Annotated in this window: 9 protein-coding genes; 4 read left to right on the top strand and 5 right to left on the bottom strand. The window is 64.7% G+C overall.

Annotated features, from left to right (window positions below; genetic code table 11):
* Nucleotides 1-84 precede the first annotated feature (84 nt).
* Nucleotides 85-312 (top strand): sulfurtransferase TusA family protein, encoded by a 228-nt coding sequence (locus QM685_RS05290; RefSeq protein WP_075301700.1) that lies wholly within the window; start codon nucleotides 85-87, stop codon nucleotides 310-312.
* Nucleotides 313-416: 104 nt separating this feature from the next.
* Here the strand turns inward: QM685_RS05290 and galU are convergent, their stop codons facing one another.
* Nucleotides 417-1298 (bottom strand): UTP--glucose-1-phosphate uridylyltransferase GalU, encoded by an 882-nt coding sequence (galU, locus tag QM685_RS05285; protein WP_415113446.1) that lies wholly within the window; start codon nucleotides 1296-1298, stop codon nucleotides 417-419.
* A gap of 67 nt (nucleotides 1299-1365) precedes the next feature.
* Entirely contained in the window at nucleotides 1366-4245 is a 2880-nt protein-coding gene (locus tag QM685_RS05280) for a valine--tRNA ligase (RefSeq protein ID WP_415113444.1), read from the bottom strand.
* 759 nt (nucleotides 4246-5004) lie between these two features.
* Between QM685_RS05280 and QM685_RS05275 the strand changes: the two genes are divergently transcribed.
* Entirely contained in the window at nucleotides 5005-7368 is a 2364-nt protein-coding gene (locus tag QM685_RS05275; RefSeq protein ID WP_415113442.1) for a UvrD-helicase domain-containing protein, read from the top strand.
* Nucleotides 7365-8159, top strand: a complete 795-nt coding sequence (locus QM685_RS05270; protein WP_415113440.1) for a 5'-methylthioadenosine/adenosylhomocysteine nucleosidase — start codon at nucleotides 7365-7367, stop codon at nucleotides 8157-8159. Before QM685_RS05275 ends, QM685_RS05270 begins: the two co-directional genes overlap by 4 nt.
* A 24-nt stretch (nucleotides 8160-8183) precedes the next feature.
* Here the strand turns inward: QM685_RS05270 and QM685_RS05265 are convergent, their stop codons facing one another.
* Both QM685_RS05265 and QM685_RS05260 read right to left on the bottom strand, forming a co-directional pair.
* A complete protein-coding gene (locus tag QM685_RS05265; RefSeq protein ID WP_415113438.1) occupies nucleotides 8184-10085 on the bottom strand; it encodes a propionate--CoA ligase in 1902 nt (633 codons plus the stop codon).
* Nucleotides 10086-11179: 1094 nt separating this feature from the next.
* Nucleotides 11180-12448 (bottom strand): MFS transporter, encoded by a 1269-nt coding sequence (locus QM685_RS05260; RefSeq protein ID WP_415113436.1) that lies wholly within the window; start codon nucleotides 12446-12448, stop codon nucleotides 11180-11182.
* A 366-nt stretch (nucleotides 12449-12814) separates the two neighbouring features.
* Here QM685_RS05260 and QM685_RS05255 point away from each other — a divergent pair, with 366 nt between their 5' ends.
* On the top strand, nucleotides 12815-14530 hold the full coding sequence (locus tag QM685_RS05255) for a methyl-accepting chemotaxis protein (protein WP_415113434.1): 1716 nt from the start codon (nucleotides 12815-12817) through the stop codon (nucleotides 14528-14530).
* A gap of 48 nt (nucleotides 14531-14578) precedes the next feature.
* On the opposite strand, the gene QM685_RS05250 is transcribed toward QM685_RS05255, so the two are convergent.
* Entirely contained in the window at nucleotides 14579-15454 is an 876-nt protein-coding gene (locus tag QM685_RS05250; RefSeq protein ID WP_415113432.1) for an efflux RND transporter periplasmic adaptor subunit, read from the bottom strand.
* Nucleotides 15455-15461: the final 7 nt, after the last annotated feature.

The raw sequence follows: 15461 nt of genomic DNA, 5'->3' as shown, positions 1-15461 counted from the left end.
GGCAAGACGGCGCCTGCTGTAGAATTTGACCCTCTGTCCGGCGTCGTGAGCGACGCCTCGTCCCGAAGGTCATCGTCGATGCAAATTCAGATTCACAAGGAAGTCGATGCGCGCGGGCTCATGTGCCCGCTGCCCATCCTGCGCGCCAAGAAGGCGCTCGCCGACATGGAAAGCGGCCAGATTCTCAAGGTGCTCGCCACCGATCCCGGCTCGCAGCGCGATTTCGCCGCGTTCGCGAAGCAGACCGGCAACGAGATCGTCGAAAGCTCGGCGCAGGACAAGGTGTTTACGTTTCTGATGCGGCGCCGTTAAGCGTTATCCAGAAACTGCACGCCGATGTAAAAAAAGGCGCTGTGCCCCCAATTGGGGGCACAGCGCCTTTTTCGTTTCGGTAGGCAGCGTGTGCTGCCTGAGCGTCAGCCTTCGAGAACCGGCGAACGGGTGCGCAGATATTCGTCGAAATCGGCGGCCACTTCCGGATGACGCAGCGCGAACTCGACCGTCGCCTTCAGATAGCCGAGTTTGCTGCCGCAGTCGAAACGCGTGCCGTGATATTTGTACGCGAGCACCTGTTCGTCGGCGAGCAGCGACTGGATCGCGTCCGTCAACTGCAATTCGCCGCCCGCGCCCGGCTTGATCGAGCGAAGATGCTCGAAAATGCGCGGCTTCAGCACATAGCGGCCCACTACGCCGAGGTTCGACGGCGCCACGTTCGGCTCCGGCTTTTCGACGATGCCCGACATCTTGATGATCGAGTCTTCCCATTCCTTGCCGTCGACGATCCCGTACGATTTCGTGTCCTGCGGCGGGATTTCCTCGACGCCGATCACCGAGCTGTGATAGTGATCGAATACCTCGATCATCTGCGTCATCACGGGCGGCGTGCCGTACAGCAGATCGTCCGCGAGAATCACGGCGAACGGGTTGTCGCCCACCAGCTTTTCCGCGCACAGCACCGCATGGCCGAGGCCCAGCGCTTCGGCCTGGCGTACGTAAAAGCAGTCGACGTGGCTCGGCTTGATGCTGCGCACGAGTTCGAGCAGCTTGGCCTTGCCGCGCGCCTCGAGTTCGGCCTCGATTTCATAGGACTTGTCGAAATGGTCCTCGATCGCGCGCTTGCTGCGCCCGGTGACGAAGATCATTTCGGTGATACCCGCCGCCATCGCCTCCTCGACCGCGTACTGAATCAGCGGCTTGTCGACGATCGGCAGCATCTCTTTGGGGCTCGCCTTCGTGGCGGGGAGGAACCGGGTGCCAAGACCTGCTACCGGAAATACCGCCTTCGTAACTTTAAGCATGTGAATACCCTGAGTCCTCTGGTTTAAGGCCCTGCCCGCCATTGCGGCGGCGGCCAGGGCGCGTCGATCAGACCGGCAAGCGAGCCAGTTGTGCTTTCAGCTTGCCAACAGTGGCTTCGAATTCGGCAAGCCGCTTTTGTTCCTGTTCAACGACTGCCGGCGGCGCCTTCGCAACGAAGCTTTCATTCCGCAGCTTGCCGTTGCATCTGGCGATTTCGCCGCTCAGCCGCGCGATCTCTTTCGACAGACGTTCGCGTTCGACCGCCACGTCGATTTCGACCTTCAGCACGAGCTTGTCACTGCCTACGATAGCAATCGGCGCGCCATCTGCCTGCGCGTCGAGCGTTGCTTCGTCGGCGATGATCTGCACTTCGGACAGACGCGCCAGCGCCTGGGCGTAAGGCGCGAAAGTGCGAAGGCGCTCCGCGTTGCCGGTGGCGAGCAGCGGCACCCTGACTGCCGGCGACAGGTTCATTTCGCCGCGCAGATTCCGGCACGCGTCGATGACCGCTTTGAGATCGGCCGCCCAGCGCTCGGCATCCTCGTCGAGCTTCGACGGCTCCGCGATGGGGTACGGCTGCACCATGATGGACGCTTCGCCCTCGGCCTTGCCCTCGGGATAGCGTCCGGCGAGCGGCGCCACCTTTTGCCACAGCGCCTCGGTGATGAACGGAATCACCGGATGCGCGAGGCGCAGCACCGTTTCGAGCACGCGCAACAGCGTGCGGCGCGTGGCGCGCTGCTGGTTCGGCTGGCCGGTCTGGATCTGCACCTTGGCGAGTTCGAGGTACCAGTCACAGTATTCGTCCCATACGAACTTGTATAGGGCGTTGGCCACATTGTCAAAACGATAGTCGGAAAAACCCTTGGCTATTTCGGCTTCGACGCGCTGCAACTGCGACACGATCCAGCGGTCGGCCGGCGAGAAATGCAGATGGCCGTCCGGACCGCAGGTGCCGCACGGGCCCGGCTGGCCGAAGCCGCAGTCGTGGCCTTCGCAGTTCATCAGCACGAAGCGCGTCGCGTTCCACAGCTTGTTGCAGAAGTTGCGGTAGCCCTCGCAGCGCGCGAGGTCGAAGTTCACGTTGCGCCCGAGCGTCGCCATCGACGCCATCGTGAAGCGCAACGCGTCGGTGCCGAACGCCGGGATGCCGTCCGGAAACTCCCTGCGGGTTTTCTTTTCGATCGACGCGGCCTGCTTCGGATTCATCAGGCCGGTGATGCGTTTCGCGACCAGCGCATCGAGGCCGATGCCGTCGACGATATCGATCGGGTCGAGCGTGTTGCCCTTGCTCTTCGACATCTTCTGGCCTTCGGCGTCGCGCACGAGACCGTGCACGTAGACCGTGTCGAACGGCACCTTGCCGGTGAAGTGCGTGGTCATCATGACCATGCGCGCGACCCAGAAGAAGATGATGTCGAAGCCGGTGACGAGCACCGACGACGGCATGAAGTGCTTCAGTTCTTCCGTTTCGTTGGGCCAGCCGAGCGACGAGAACGGCACGAGCGCCGACGAGAACCACGTGTCGAGCACGTCTTCGTCGCGCTTCAATGCCCCCGTGTAGCCGGCCGCGGCGGCCTTCGCGCGCGCGTCTTCCTCGGTCTTCGCGACGAACACCTCGCCGTTTTCGCCGTACCACGCCGGAATCTGATGGCCCCACCACAACTGGCGCGAGATGCACCAGTCCTGGATGTTTTCGAGCCACTGGTAGTACGTGGTGGTCCAGTTTTCCGGCACGAATCTGATCTGGCCGTTGCGCACGACGTCGAGCGCGGTTTCGGCGATCGACTTGCCCGGATTGAACGTGCCTTCGGGCGCCGGCTTGCTCATCGCGACGAACCACTGGTCGGTCAGCATCGGCTCGATCACGACGCCGGTGCGGTCGCCGCGCGGCACCATCAGCTTGTGCGGCTTCACCGATTCGAGCGCGCCGAGCGCTTCGAGGTCGGCGACGACCTGCTTGCGGGCTTCGAAACGGTCGAGGCCGCGGTATTTTTCCGGGGCGTTGTCGTTGATCTTCGCGTCGAGCGTGAGGATTTCGATCTGCGGCAGCTTGTGGCGCAGGCCGACCTGATAGTCGTTGAAATCGTGCGCGGGCGTGACCTTGACGACGCCGGTGCCGAATTCGCGGTCGACGTAGTCGTCGGCGATGATCGGCACTTCGCGATTCGACAATGGCAGCGTGATGGTCTTGCCGATCAGGTGCGCGTAGCGCTCGTCTTCGGGGTGGACCATCACGGCGGTGTCGCCGAGCATGGTTTCCGGACGGGTGGTGGCGACGGTCAGATGGCCGGAGCCGTCGGTGAGCGGGTACCGGATGTGCCACAGGTGGCCGTTTTCTTCCTCGCTGACCACTTCGAGGTCGGACACGGCGGTGAGCAGCACCGGGTCCCAGTTCACGAGGCGCTTGCCGCGATAGATCAGGCCCTGTTCATACAGGCGGACGAACACGTCGCGCACGGCGGCGGACATCTTGTCGTCCATCGTGAAGTATTCGCGCGACCAGTCGATCGACGCGCCGAGGCGGCGCACCTGGTTCGTGATGGTCGAGCCGGACTGCTGCTTCCACTCCCACACGCGCTCGACGAATTTTTCGCGGCCGAGGTCGTGGCGCGACACGCCCTGCGCGTCGAGCTGCCGTTCGACGACGATCTGCGTGGCGATGCCCGCGTGATCCGTGCCCGGCACCCACAGGGTGTTTTCGCCGAGCATGCGGTGATAGCGGGTGAGGCCGTCCATGATGGTCTGGTTGAACGCGTGGCCCATGTGCAGCGTGCCCGTGACGTTCGGCGGCGGCAACTGGATCGAGAAATCCTTGCGGTTCGCGTCGAAGGAGGGCGCGGCGTATGCGCGCTTTTCCCATTCCGGGCCCCAGTGGGCTTCGATGGTGTGGGGTTCGAAGCTTTTGGCAAGCGTCGAGGTGGGGGAGCTCTGGGTGTCGCTCATGTTTCTGGTTGAAGGCGGGCTGGTGGATGCGGAGAATCTCTGATTATAAGCGGCGAGTGGCGGGGCCTGTTTTTTCGTTGTTCTTGTGGTGTTGGCCTTTCCTTGCATTCATGTCGGTGTATTGGCGTTGCCCCTGTGCGGGGCGGCACCTACTTTCTTTGCTGCTGCAAAGAAAGTAGGCAAAGAAAGCAGCTTTACACCGCCAATGCTTAAGTGGGTCCCCTGGCCTGGAAGGGGTAGTGGTGCATCTGGAATCCGTGCCCTCGCACATTCCGCTTTCGTGACAAGGCCATCATTCTTCCGGCGGCGCTGCGCGCGCCGTAGCCCCGCTCAAAAACCAACGGCCGTTTCCCACGCCTCGCCGGGGTGCAGCCGACGGCCCCCGCTGCGCGGGCGAATCTCACTGGTTTCCCAGGCAGACCCGTCCACGACGCACGCAGTGCGGAGTGGGAGCGGATGAGCGCTGTGTCACTGAAGCGGAGTGTGCGAGGGCACGGATTCCAGATGCACCACGACCCCTTCCAGGCCAGGGGACCCACTTAAGCATTGGCGGTGTAAAGCTGCTTTCTTTGCCTACTTTCTTTGCAGCAGCAAAGAAAGTAGGTGCCGCCCCGCACAGGGGCAACGCCAATACACCGACATGAATACAAGGAAAGGCCAACACCCCAGGAACAACGAAAAAAACAGGCTCCGCCAAGCAAAAGCCCCCACCCCCGCCGGGGCATATAATGCCATCTGACCTGCCGTCCTCACGAGAAAATGCCTGACCTCCTCGCCAACCTGAACCCCGAACAACACGCCGCCGTCACGCTCCCGAACGAGCCCGCGCTGATCCTCGCGGGCGCCGGCAGCGGCAAAACCCGCGTCCTCATCACCCGCATCGCGTGGCTCATCCAGCATGGCTTCGCATCCCCCGCGACCATCCTCGCGGTCACCTTCACCAACAAGGCCGCCCGCGAAATGATGGCGCGCCTCTCGGCGCTCCTGCCAATCGATACCCGCGGCATGTGGATCGGCACCTTCCACGGCCTGTGCAACCGCATGCTGCGCGCGCATCACCGCGACGCCGGGCTGCCCGCCACGTTCCAGATTCTCGACAGCGCGGACCAGTTGTCGGCGATCAAGCGCCTGATGAAAGGCCTCAACATCGACGACGAAAAGTACCCGCCGAAAAATCTCCAGTACTTCATCAACAACGCGAAAGAGCAGGGGCTGCGTCCGAAAGACGTCGACGCCACCGACAACTTCAACCGCAAGTTCGTCGAACTCTACGAAGCCTACGATCAGCAATGCCAGCGCGAAGGCGTGGTCGACTTCCCCGAGCTGCTGCTGCGCTGCCACGAGCTGCTCGCGCACAATCCGCCGCTGCGCGCGCACTATCAGGCGCGCTTCAAACACATCCTCGTCGACGAGTTTCAGGATACCAACAAGCTGCAGTACGCGTGGCTCAAGCTGCTCGCGGGCCAGCACAACGCGATCTTCGCGGTCGGCGACGACGACCAGTCGATCTACGCGTTTCGCGGCGCGAACGTCGGCAACATGCGCGACTTCGAGCACGAATTCAATGTGCGCAATCTGATCAAGCTCGAACAGAACTATCGTTCGCACGGCCATATTCTCGATGCCGCGAATCAGCTTATCGCGAACAACTCGCGGCGCCTCGGCAAGAATCTGCGCACCGACGCCGGGCACGGCGAACCGGTGCGCGTGTATGAGTCGGCGACCGATTCGCAGGAGGCCGGCTGGATCGTCGAAGAGATTCGCGCGCTGATCAACACCGGCTTGTCGCGCAGCGAAATCGCGGTGCTCTACCGCAGCAACGCGCAGTCGCGCACGATCGAGCACACGCTCGTGAACGCGGGCATCGCATATCGCGTATATGGCGGCCTGCGCTTTTTCGAGCGCCAGGAAGTCAAGCACGCACTCGCGTATCTGCGCCTGATCGACAACCCGAACGACGACACCGCGTTCGCCCGCGTCGTCAATTTCCCGACGCGCGGCATCGGCGCCCGTTCGCTCGAACAGCTCGCCGATTCGGCGCGTCTGTACAACTGCTCGATGGCCGCTGCGATTCCGTATGTCGCGGGCAAGGCGGGCTCGAGCCTCGCCGCGTTCGCGAACCTGATCGGCAGGATGCGCGCGGAAACGCAGCAGATGAGCCTGCCGGAGACCGTCGAGCACGTGATCCGCGCGAGCGGCCTCGCCGAGTTTTATCAGAACGAGCGTGAAGGTCAGGAACGACTCGAGAACCTGCAGGAACTCGTCAACGCGGCCGCCGCGTTCGTCAGTGAAGAGGGCTACGGGCTCGACACCCCCGCGCGCTCGATTCCGCTGCGCCCGGGCGCGAGCACGGCGCCCGAACTGGCTGTCGCGACCGACGATCCGAATACCGTCGTGCTCGACGCGCCGGGCGTCGCCGATCCGGCGCAGAACCCCGACACGATGACGCCGCTCGCAGGCTTCCTGTCGCATGCATCGCTCGAGGCCGGCGACAACCAGGCGCAGGCCGGCCAGGAAGCGGTGCAACTGATGACCGTGCACGCGGCGAAGGGGCTCGAATTCACCGCGGTGTTCATCACCGGGCTCGAAGAGGGGCTGTTTCCGCACGAGAACAGTGCGATGGAGGCGGACGGCCTCGAGGAAGAGCGGCGTCTGATGTACGTGGCGATCACGCGCGCGAAGGAGCGGCTTTATCTGTCGTTTGCGCAGAGCCGGATGCTGCATGGCCAGACGCGCTACAACATCCGCTCGCGCTTCTTCGACGAACTGCCGCACGAAACGCTCAAGTGGCTCACGCCGAAGGTCGAGGCCGGTTCGCGCTGGGGCGGCCGTTCGGACAACGCCGGTTATGGGCGCGACTGGTTCGCGCGGCCGGGTCATGGGGGCGGTTCGGCATCGACGGTATCGGTCGCGTCCGCGCCGGCGCCGGCCTTCGCGAACGAGCAACGCGCCGCGGACACGGGTTTCCGGGTCGGCCAGCAGGTGTTCCACACGAAGTTCGGCGAAGGCACGATCACCGCGCTCGAAGGCTCCGGCACCGATGCGAAGGCGCAGGTCCGCTTCAAGCGGCACGGCGAGAAATGGCTCGCGCTGGCCGTTGCGAAACTGCAGACGGTCGAATGAGCGCGTCCTTGAACGTCCCTCACGGTGCGCCGCGCCCGCTCGGCATTCTGGCCGCATTGCCGCAGGAACTCGGCGACCTGATCAAAGCGATGCGCGCCGGGTCCGGCGTGCGCACGCTCACGCATGGCCAGCGCGACTATCACGTCGGCACCGTGCACGGCACGCCGTGCGTCGTCACGCTCGCGCGCGTCGGCAAGGTTGCGGCGGCCGCGACGGTCAGCGCGCTGATCCATGCGTTCGACGTCGAGGCGATCGTGTTTACCGGTGTTGCCGGTGGCGTGGGCAGCGACGTGCGGGTCGGCGATATCGTCGTCGCGAGCACGCTGCTGCAGCACGATCTCGATGCGTCGCCGCTCTTTCCGCGCTTCGAGGTGCCGCTGCTCGGCAGGTCGCGTTTTGCCGCCGATGCGGCGCTCGCCGACCGGCTCGCCGCCGCGTGCGAGCGTTTCGTCGCGGAAGAGGGCGCGGCCTGCGCGGCGCGCTTCGGCACGCATGAGCCGCGCGTGCATCGCGGGCTGATCGTCAGCGGCGATCAGTTCGTCGCGAGCGCGGCGGCCGTCAACGCACTGCGCGCTGCGCTGCCCGATGCGCTCGCGGTCGAGATGGAAGGCGCGGCGCTCGCGCAGGTCTGTTACGAGTACGGGGTGCCGTGCGCGGTCGTGCGCACGATCTCCGACACCGCCGACGATCACGCGCCGGCGTCGTTCGTGTCGTTCCTGACGGAAATCGCGGGCACGTATTCGAATGCGATTCTGGCGCGATTTCTCGAAGGACGCGGCGCGGCGGGTTGACGACGCGCCCTCGTCCCGCGCAACTCATTCTTTCCCGCTGCCGAGCGCGTCGCGTACCTGCAGCAACGCCGCCGGGTCCTCGATCGTCGGCAGATCGCCCGGCTCGCGGCCCTCGGCGAGCGCCGCGATCGCGCGGCGCAGCAGCTTGCCGGAGCGCGTCTTCGGCAGCATCGACACCACCACCACGCGCGCGGGCCGCGCAATCGAGCCCAACTGACGATCGACCGTCGCCGCCAGTTCGGCGCCCAGCCGCGCGCGCTCGCTGGGGTCCCCATCGGCTTGCGCGCCGCGCAGCACGACGAACGCCATCGCCACCTGACCCTTTACCGGATCGGTCACGCCGACCACCGCCACTTCCGCGACCGCCGCGTGGCTCGACAGCGCTTCCTCGATCTCGCGCGTGCCCAGGCGATGGCCCGCGACGTTGATCACGTCGTCGGTGCGGCCGAGGATCGTCACGTAGCCGTCCTTGTCCTGCACGCCCCAGTCGAATGTCGAATAGACCTGCTGGTTCGGCACGCTCGACCAGTAGGTTTTCACGAAGCGCTTGTCGTCGCGCCAGACCGTCGACATGCAGCCCGGCGGCAGCGGATAGTCGAGCGTCAGCACGCCTTTTTCGCCGACCGCGCATGGCTTGCCGGTCAACTCGTTGCGCAGCGTCAGGCTGTAGCCGATCGACGGCACGCCCGGCGAACCGGGCTTGGTCGGCAGCGCTTCGATGCCGCGCGGAATCGCGAGCATCGGCCAGCCGGTTTCGGTCTGCCAGTAGTTGTCGATCACCGGTTTGCCGAGCGCCCCGGCGATCCACGTGGCGGTCGGTTCGTCGAGCGGTTCGCCGGCCAGAAAGAGCGTGCGCAGACTCGACAGATCGGCTGCCTCGAGCAGCGCCGGGTCCTGCTTTTTCAGCACGCGCAGCGCGGTCGGCGCGGTGAACATCAGGTTGATCCTGTGCTGCTCGACGAGCCGCCACCAGATGCCGCCGTCCGGGCGGATCGGCGTGCCTTCGTACATCACGGTGGTCAGGCCCGCGATCAGCGGCGCGTAGACGATGTAGCTGTGGCCGACCACCCAGCCGACGTCCGAGGCGGTGAACATCGTGTCGCCGGGCTTGCCCTCGAAAATGTATTCCATCGATGCGGCGAGCGCGACCGCATAGCCGCCGACGTCGCGCTGCACGCCCTTCGGCTTGCCGGTCGTGCCCGACGTGTACAGCACGTACGAAGGCTCGTTCGATTCGAGCCATTCGCATTGCACGTGCGCATCGAAGAACTGTTCGCGCAGCGGCTCGTAGGCGACGAGGTAGGGCGCGCTCAGGCGCGCGGGCGCGAGCTGCCGGTCGATCAGCAGCACGTGCGGGGTCTTGTGCGTCGCGCGCGAGAGCGCTTCGTCGACGAGCGGCGTGTAGTCGATCACCTTGCCGGCGCGCGCGCCGGCGTCGGCGGTCACGATCAGCACCGGCTTCGCGTCGTCGATGCGGGCTGCGAGATTGGGCGCCGCGAAGCCGCCGAACACGACCGAGTGGATCGCGCCGAGCCGCGCGCAGGCGAGCATCGCGAACATCGCCTCGGGGATCATCGGCAGATAGAGCAGCACGACGTCGCCGCGCTTCACGCCGAGCGAGCGCATCACCGCGGCCATCCGGTTGATTTCCGCGTACAGCTCGGCGTACGTGTAGCGCCGCTCGATGCCGGTTTCGGTCGATACGTAGACGAGCGCATTCTGCTGCGCGCGCTCGGCGAGATGGCGGTCCACCGCGTTGTGGCAGAGGTTCGTGCGGCCGCCGACGAACCAGCGCGCGAACGGCGGTTTCGAGCGGTCGAGCACGGTGCCGAATGGGGTGTGCCAGTGAATCCGCCGTGCCTCTTCGCGCCAGAAGGCTTCGGGGTTGTCGATCGAACGGCGGTGGAAATCGCGGTAGCGGGTCATCGGCGGCGATCCTTCTGCGACGTGAGTGGAAGGGGCAGGTCAAACTCGAACAGTCGTGCAAATTTTGTGCGCGGGGTGGTGTGGGTGTCCGCACAAGCATAGACATGGGTGGTGGTGCGGGCAACGCGGGTTCACCATGAGGGTGGCTTGGTGTGATTTTGCGCCGGAAATTTTGTCTGTGTTTTTGGGGTGTTGGCCTTTCCTTGAGTTCATGTCGGTGCATTGGCGTTGCCCCTGTGCGGGGCGGCACCTACTTTCTTTGCTGCTGCAAAGAAAGTAGGCAAAGAAAGCAGCTTTACACCGCCAGCTCATAAGTGGGCACCCCGGTCCTCTGCCGGTCGTGGTGCATCTGGAATCCGTGCCCTCGCACATTCCGCTTCAGTGACAAAGCGCTCATCCGCTCCCACTTCGCACTGCGTGCGTCGCGGACGGGTCTGCTAGGGAAACCTGCGAGATGGCCCGCGCAGCGGGAGCCGTCGGCTGCGCCTCGGCGAGGCGCCGGAAAACGACCGATGGTTTTTGAGCGGGGCTTCGGTGCGCGCAGCGTCGCCGGAAGAATGATGGCCTTGTCACGAAAGCGGAGTGTGCGAGGGCACGGATTCCAGATGCACCACTACCCTTTCCAGGCCAGGGGACCCACTTAAGAACTGGCGGTGTAAAGCTGTTTTCTTTGCCTACTTTCTTTGCAGCAGCAAAGAAAGTAGGTGCCGCCCCGCACAGGGGCAACGCCAATACACCGACATGAATGCAAGGAAAGGCCAACACCCCAGGAACAACGACATCGCCAATAGCATTCAACATCATCAACGTGAACAAAGCATATGGCGGCGGGAAACCTCACTACCCGCGCACGACGAACATGGACAAATGGACCGATCCATTCCCCGTCCTGGCTACCGCCGATGGCATCGCGGTACTCCTCACCGCTACCGGTTTTCTTGTATGGCGGCGCACACCGAAGCTCAGGCCATCGTAAAAATTCGCAGACACAAGAACACACCCGAAAAAACCACCTATCCACACAGCACCCGCAAAAAAGAAAGGCGCCATATGGCGCCTCCCCCTCCTAACCGCGCGCAGCGCCCAACACCCTATCAAGCCTTCACGCGCTTACCCTCCACATCCGGCAACAACACCGTCAGCACACCGATCAACGGCAGGAACGAGCAAACCTTGTACACAAACGTAATGCTGGTCGCGTCAGCGAGTTGCCCGAGCACCGCCGCGCCGACGCCGCCAAGGCCGAACGCAAAACCGAAGAACAACCCCGCGACCATGCCGACCTTGCCCGGAATCAGCTCCTGCGCATAGACGAGGATCGCCGAGAACGCCGAGGCCAGCACGACGCCGATCACGACCGTCAGCACGCCGGTCCAGAACAGGTTCGCGTACGGCAGCAGCAGCGTGAACGGCGCGACGCCGAGGATCGATACCCAGATCACGTACTTGCGGCCGATCTTGTCGCCGATCGGGCCGCCGATCACCGTGCCCGCCGCGACCGCCGCGAGAAACACGAACAGATGGATCTGCGCGGCCTGCACCGACAGATGGAACTTGTCGATCAGATAGAACGTGAAGTAGCTGTTGATGCTCGCGAGATAGAAGTACTTCGAGAACACCAGCAGCACGAGCACGCCCATCGCCATGATGATCCTGTTGCGCGGCAGCGTCGCATGCGTGGCCTGGCCGCGCGCCTTCTTCACCGACGGATGGCGCTTGTACCAGCGGCCGATCTGCGTGAGCACGACGATCGCGACGAGCGCCGCCGCCGAAAACCACGCGATGCTGCGCTGGCCATGCGGAATCACGATCAGCGCGGCGAGCAGCGGTCCGAGCGATGAACCGGCGTTGCCGCCGACCTGGAACAGCGACTGCGCAAGCCCGTGACGGCCGCCCGAGGCCATCCGCGCGACCCGCGACGACTCCGGATGGAACACCGACGAACCGCAACCCACCAGCGCGGCGGCAATCAGCAGCACGCCGAAATTCGGCGCGACCGACATCAGCAGCAGGCCGGTGAGCGTGAAGCCCATGCCGACCGGCAGCGAGTACGGCTTCGGATGCTTGTCGGTATAGCTGCCGACGAGCGGCTGCAGCAGCGACGCGGTGATCTGGTAGGTCAGCGTGATGAGGCCGATCTGCCCAAACGACAGCGAGAAGTTGTCCTTGAACATCGGGTAGATCGCCAGAATCAGCGACTGGATCATGTCGTTGAGCAGGTGCGAGAAGCTGATCGCACCGAGCACCGAGTAGACCGTGCGCTGGACCTTGGCGGCCGCCGGCGCGGCCGCGGACGGGGTGGGCGCGCCGGCGCCCGGGGCGGATGCGCCGGCGAGGGCGCTTTTATCGAGGCTCGTTTCCATACGCTAGAAAGATCAGGGCAGAAGTGACAATGAAAAACCGGCGGCGGGCCCGCGCGCTGGGCGTCTGGCGGGCGTCGCAGGCAAGCTGCCGCGGCATTTCGTCGCGGCGCCTGTAAGCAATTAATCGAAGTTTAATGTGGCTTGAGCAAACTGTAAGGACAAGTTTTGTCGCGAATCGGACAGCGGCGGCTGATATGCGTGTGCCCTCCCGTGCCGGCGAATCTTCCGATCAATTCGGGCGCGGCTTTTGCGTCACTCCGCAAACGACACTCAAGAACACGCCATTGCTGCCGTAGACCTGGAGAGATAAGCGGTCATGCCGGAACCGACCTTTCCGGCGCGTCTATACAGGTAGGGACGGGGTATATGAAAGCAGTGGCGCGAGGCGGCCGGGACGGCGCGGGTTTGCTGGGCAATGGGCCGCCTGGCGGTCCGACGAATCCGCGCGCAAATTCACGGGGTAATCCGCGAGGCAATTCACGGGGCAATTCACGGGCAAGCGGCACAGCGGCGAAGCTCGACGGTCTGTCGGTCAAGGCGACGCTGCGTATTGCGTTCGCGGTGCTGCTGTTCGGCACGCTGCTGATCGGCGTGTTTTCGCTCGCGCAGATCAGCCGCCTGAACGCATCCGCGCAATCGATCTACGACCAGGGCCACGTTGCGAGCCGCGCCGCCGAGGAAGCGCGCGGCTACCTGCTGCGCGCGAGCCGCGCGCAAAAAACGCTGCTCACCGCGACCACCGCGAAGGAGCGCGACGAACTCGGCGTCGACATCGAGCGCGGCATCGCCGGTCTCGGTGAACAACTGCGCACGCTGCAGCAGTACGTCGATCCATCGGACCCGAAGGCGTTCGGCGCACAGAAGGCGTTTGCCGCCGCCGTCGCGACATGGAGCGCGCATCTGCGCGACTTCGTGACGCTCGTGAAAGCCCAGCCGCTCGATCTGTCGCAGATGAACTGGCAGGTCGGCACGCAGGACGTGTCGCTGCTGGTGGAAACCGGCAAGCTCGAAAAGCTCGTCGACGAACTGGTCGCGCAGCGCGGCACCGCCGCAAAGGCGACGATCGCCGCGTCCGGCTTTATCTACCACTCGTCGTTCGTGATGATCGCGGTGATGACGCTTGCGCTGATCGCGCTCGCGTTCGGTATCGCCGCATGGGTGGTGCGGCGGCTCACCACGCAGTTGGGCGGCGAGCCCGCGTACGCGAAGGAAATCGCGAGCCGCATCGCGTCGGGCGATCTGTCCAGCCGTATTACGCTTACCGGCAAGGACCGTTCGAGCATGCTCTTCGCGCTCGCCGACATGCAAGGCGGACTCGCGACGACGGTCGCGGACATCGCGTCGAGCGCCGATGCGATCGCGACCGCGTCGGGGCAGATCTCGATGGGCAATCTGGACCTGTCGCAACGCACGGAGCAGCAGGCGCTGGCGCTCGAGCGCACCGCGACCAGCATGGAGCAACTGACGTCGACGGTCCGTCAGAACGCCGACAACGCGAAGCAGGCGAGCACGCTCGCGAACAACGCGTCGGAGATCGCCGAGCAGGGCGGCGCGGTGGTCGGCCGCGTGGTCGCGACGATGAACGACATCAACGACAGCGCGCGCAGCATCGGCGACATCATCGGCGTGATCGAAGGGATCGCGTTCCAGACCAACATCCTTGCGCTGAACGCGGCGGTCGAGGCGGCGCGCGCGGGCGAGGAAGGGCGCGGCTTTTCGGTGGTCGCGGCGGAAGTGCGCAATCTCGCGCAGCGCAGCGCGGCGGCCGCGAAGGAGATCAAGGCGTTGATCCAGACCTCGGTCGAGCGTGTCGGCAACGGCTCGGCGCTGGCCGCGGACGCCGGTCAGACGATGGACGAAGTCGTGAAGGCCGTGAAGCGCGTGACCGACATCATCGGCGAGATCTCGGCGGCGTCATCGGAACAGAGCGCCGGCATCGAGGCGATCAACCTCGCGGTCACGCAGATGGATGCGGGCACGCAGCAGAACGCCGCGCTGGTGGAGGAAGCCACCGCCGCGGCCCGCTCGCTCGACGATCAGGCGCGCGGGTTGAAGGCGATGGTCGGGAAGTTCAGGCTTTGATGATTTCGCGGCCATTCGCGATTCCACGCGCGCCGCATTTCGCGAACCTCAGCCCGCCTTGGCCGACCCCGGCCGCACGACCACCGTGCAGGTCGTGCCCGCCGCGAGCACCACGTCGTCCGGCACCGAATCGATCTTCACGCGCACCGGCACGCGTTGCGCGAGGCGCACCCAGTTGAAGGTCGGGTTCACGTCGGCGAGCAGTTCGTGGCTTTGCGGATTGTCGCGGTCGTAGATGCCGCGCGAGATGCTTTCCACGTGGCCTTGCAGCGTGCCGCCGCTCATCAGCTTCACCTCGGCCTTGTCGCCGATGCGCACGCGCGGCAGCTTGGTTTCCTCGAAGTAGCCGTAGACCCAGAACGAGTGGCTGTCGACGATCGCGAGCTTCGCCGCGCCCGCGCTCGCGTAGTCGCCGCGGAACACGGAGAGATTCGTCACGTAGCCGTCGACCGGCGACACGACGCGCGTGCGTTCGAGGTTCAGCTTCGCGGCGTCGAGCGCGGCGAGCGCCTGCTGGTACGAGGCCTCGGCGGCGGACGCGGCATGCGTCGCGTTTTCGCGGCTTTCCTTCGACACCACCAGCGAATCCATGTCGGCGCGGCGCTGCGCGTCGTCGCGCTTCATCTGCAGCTCGGCACGGCGCGCGGCCACCGCCGCCTGCGCCTGCTCGACCGCGATCTGATAGTGCGACGGATCGATCTGCATCAGCAGGTCGCCCTGCTTCACGAACTGGTTGTCCTTGACCGGCAGATCGACGATCGCGCCCGATACGTCCGGCGCGACGTTGACGATCTCGGCGCGCACGCGCCCGTCGCGGGTCCACGGTTCATCCATGTAATGAACCCACAGCACGCGGCCGATCAGTATCGCGACGATAAAAATGATGGCTGTCGCGATGAAGCCCACGAGATTTCGGATGGTCATGTTTCGA

Source organism: Paraburkholderia sp., from assembly GCF_047605525.1.
Lineage (GTDB): Bacteria > Pseudomonadota > Gammaproteobacteria > Burkholderiales > Burkholderiaceae > Paraburkholderia.
The sequence above is the reverse complement of the archived record's forward strand: the minus strand, read 5'-3'. Positions and strand labels throughout refer to the sequence as shown.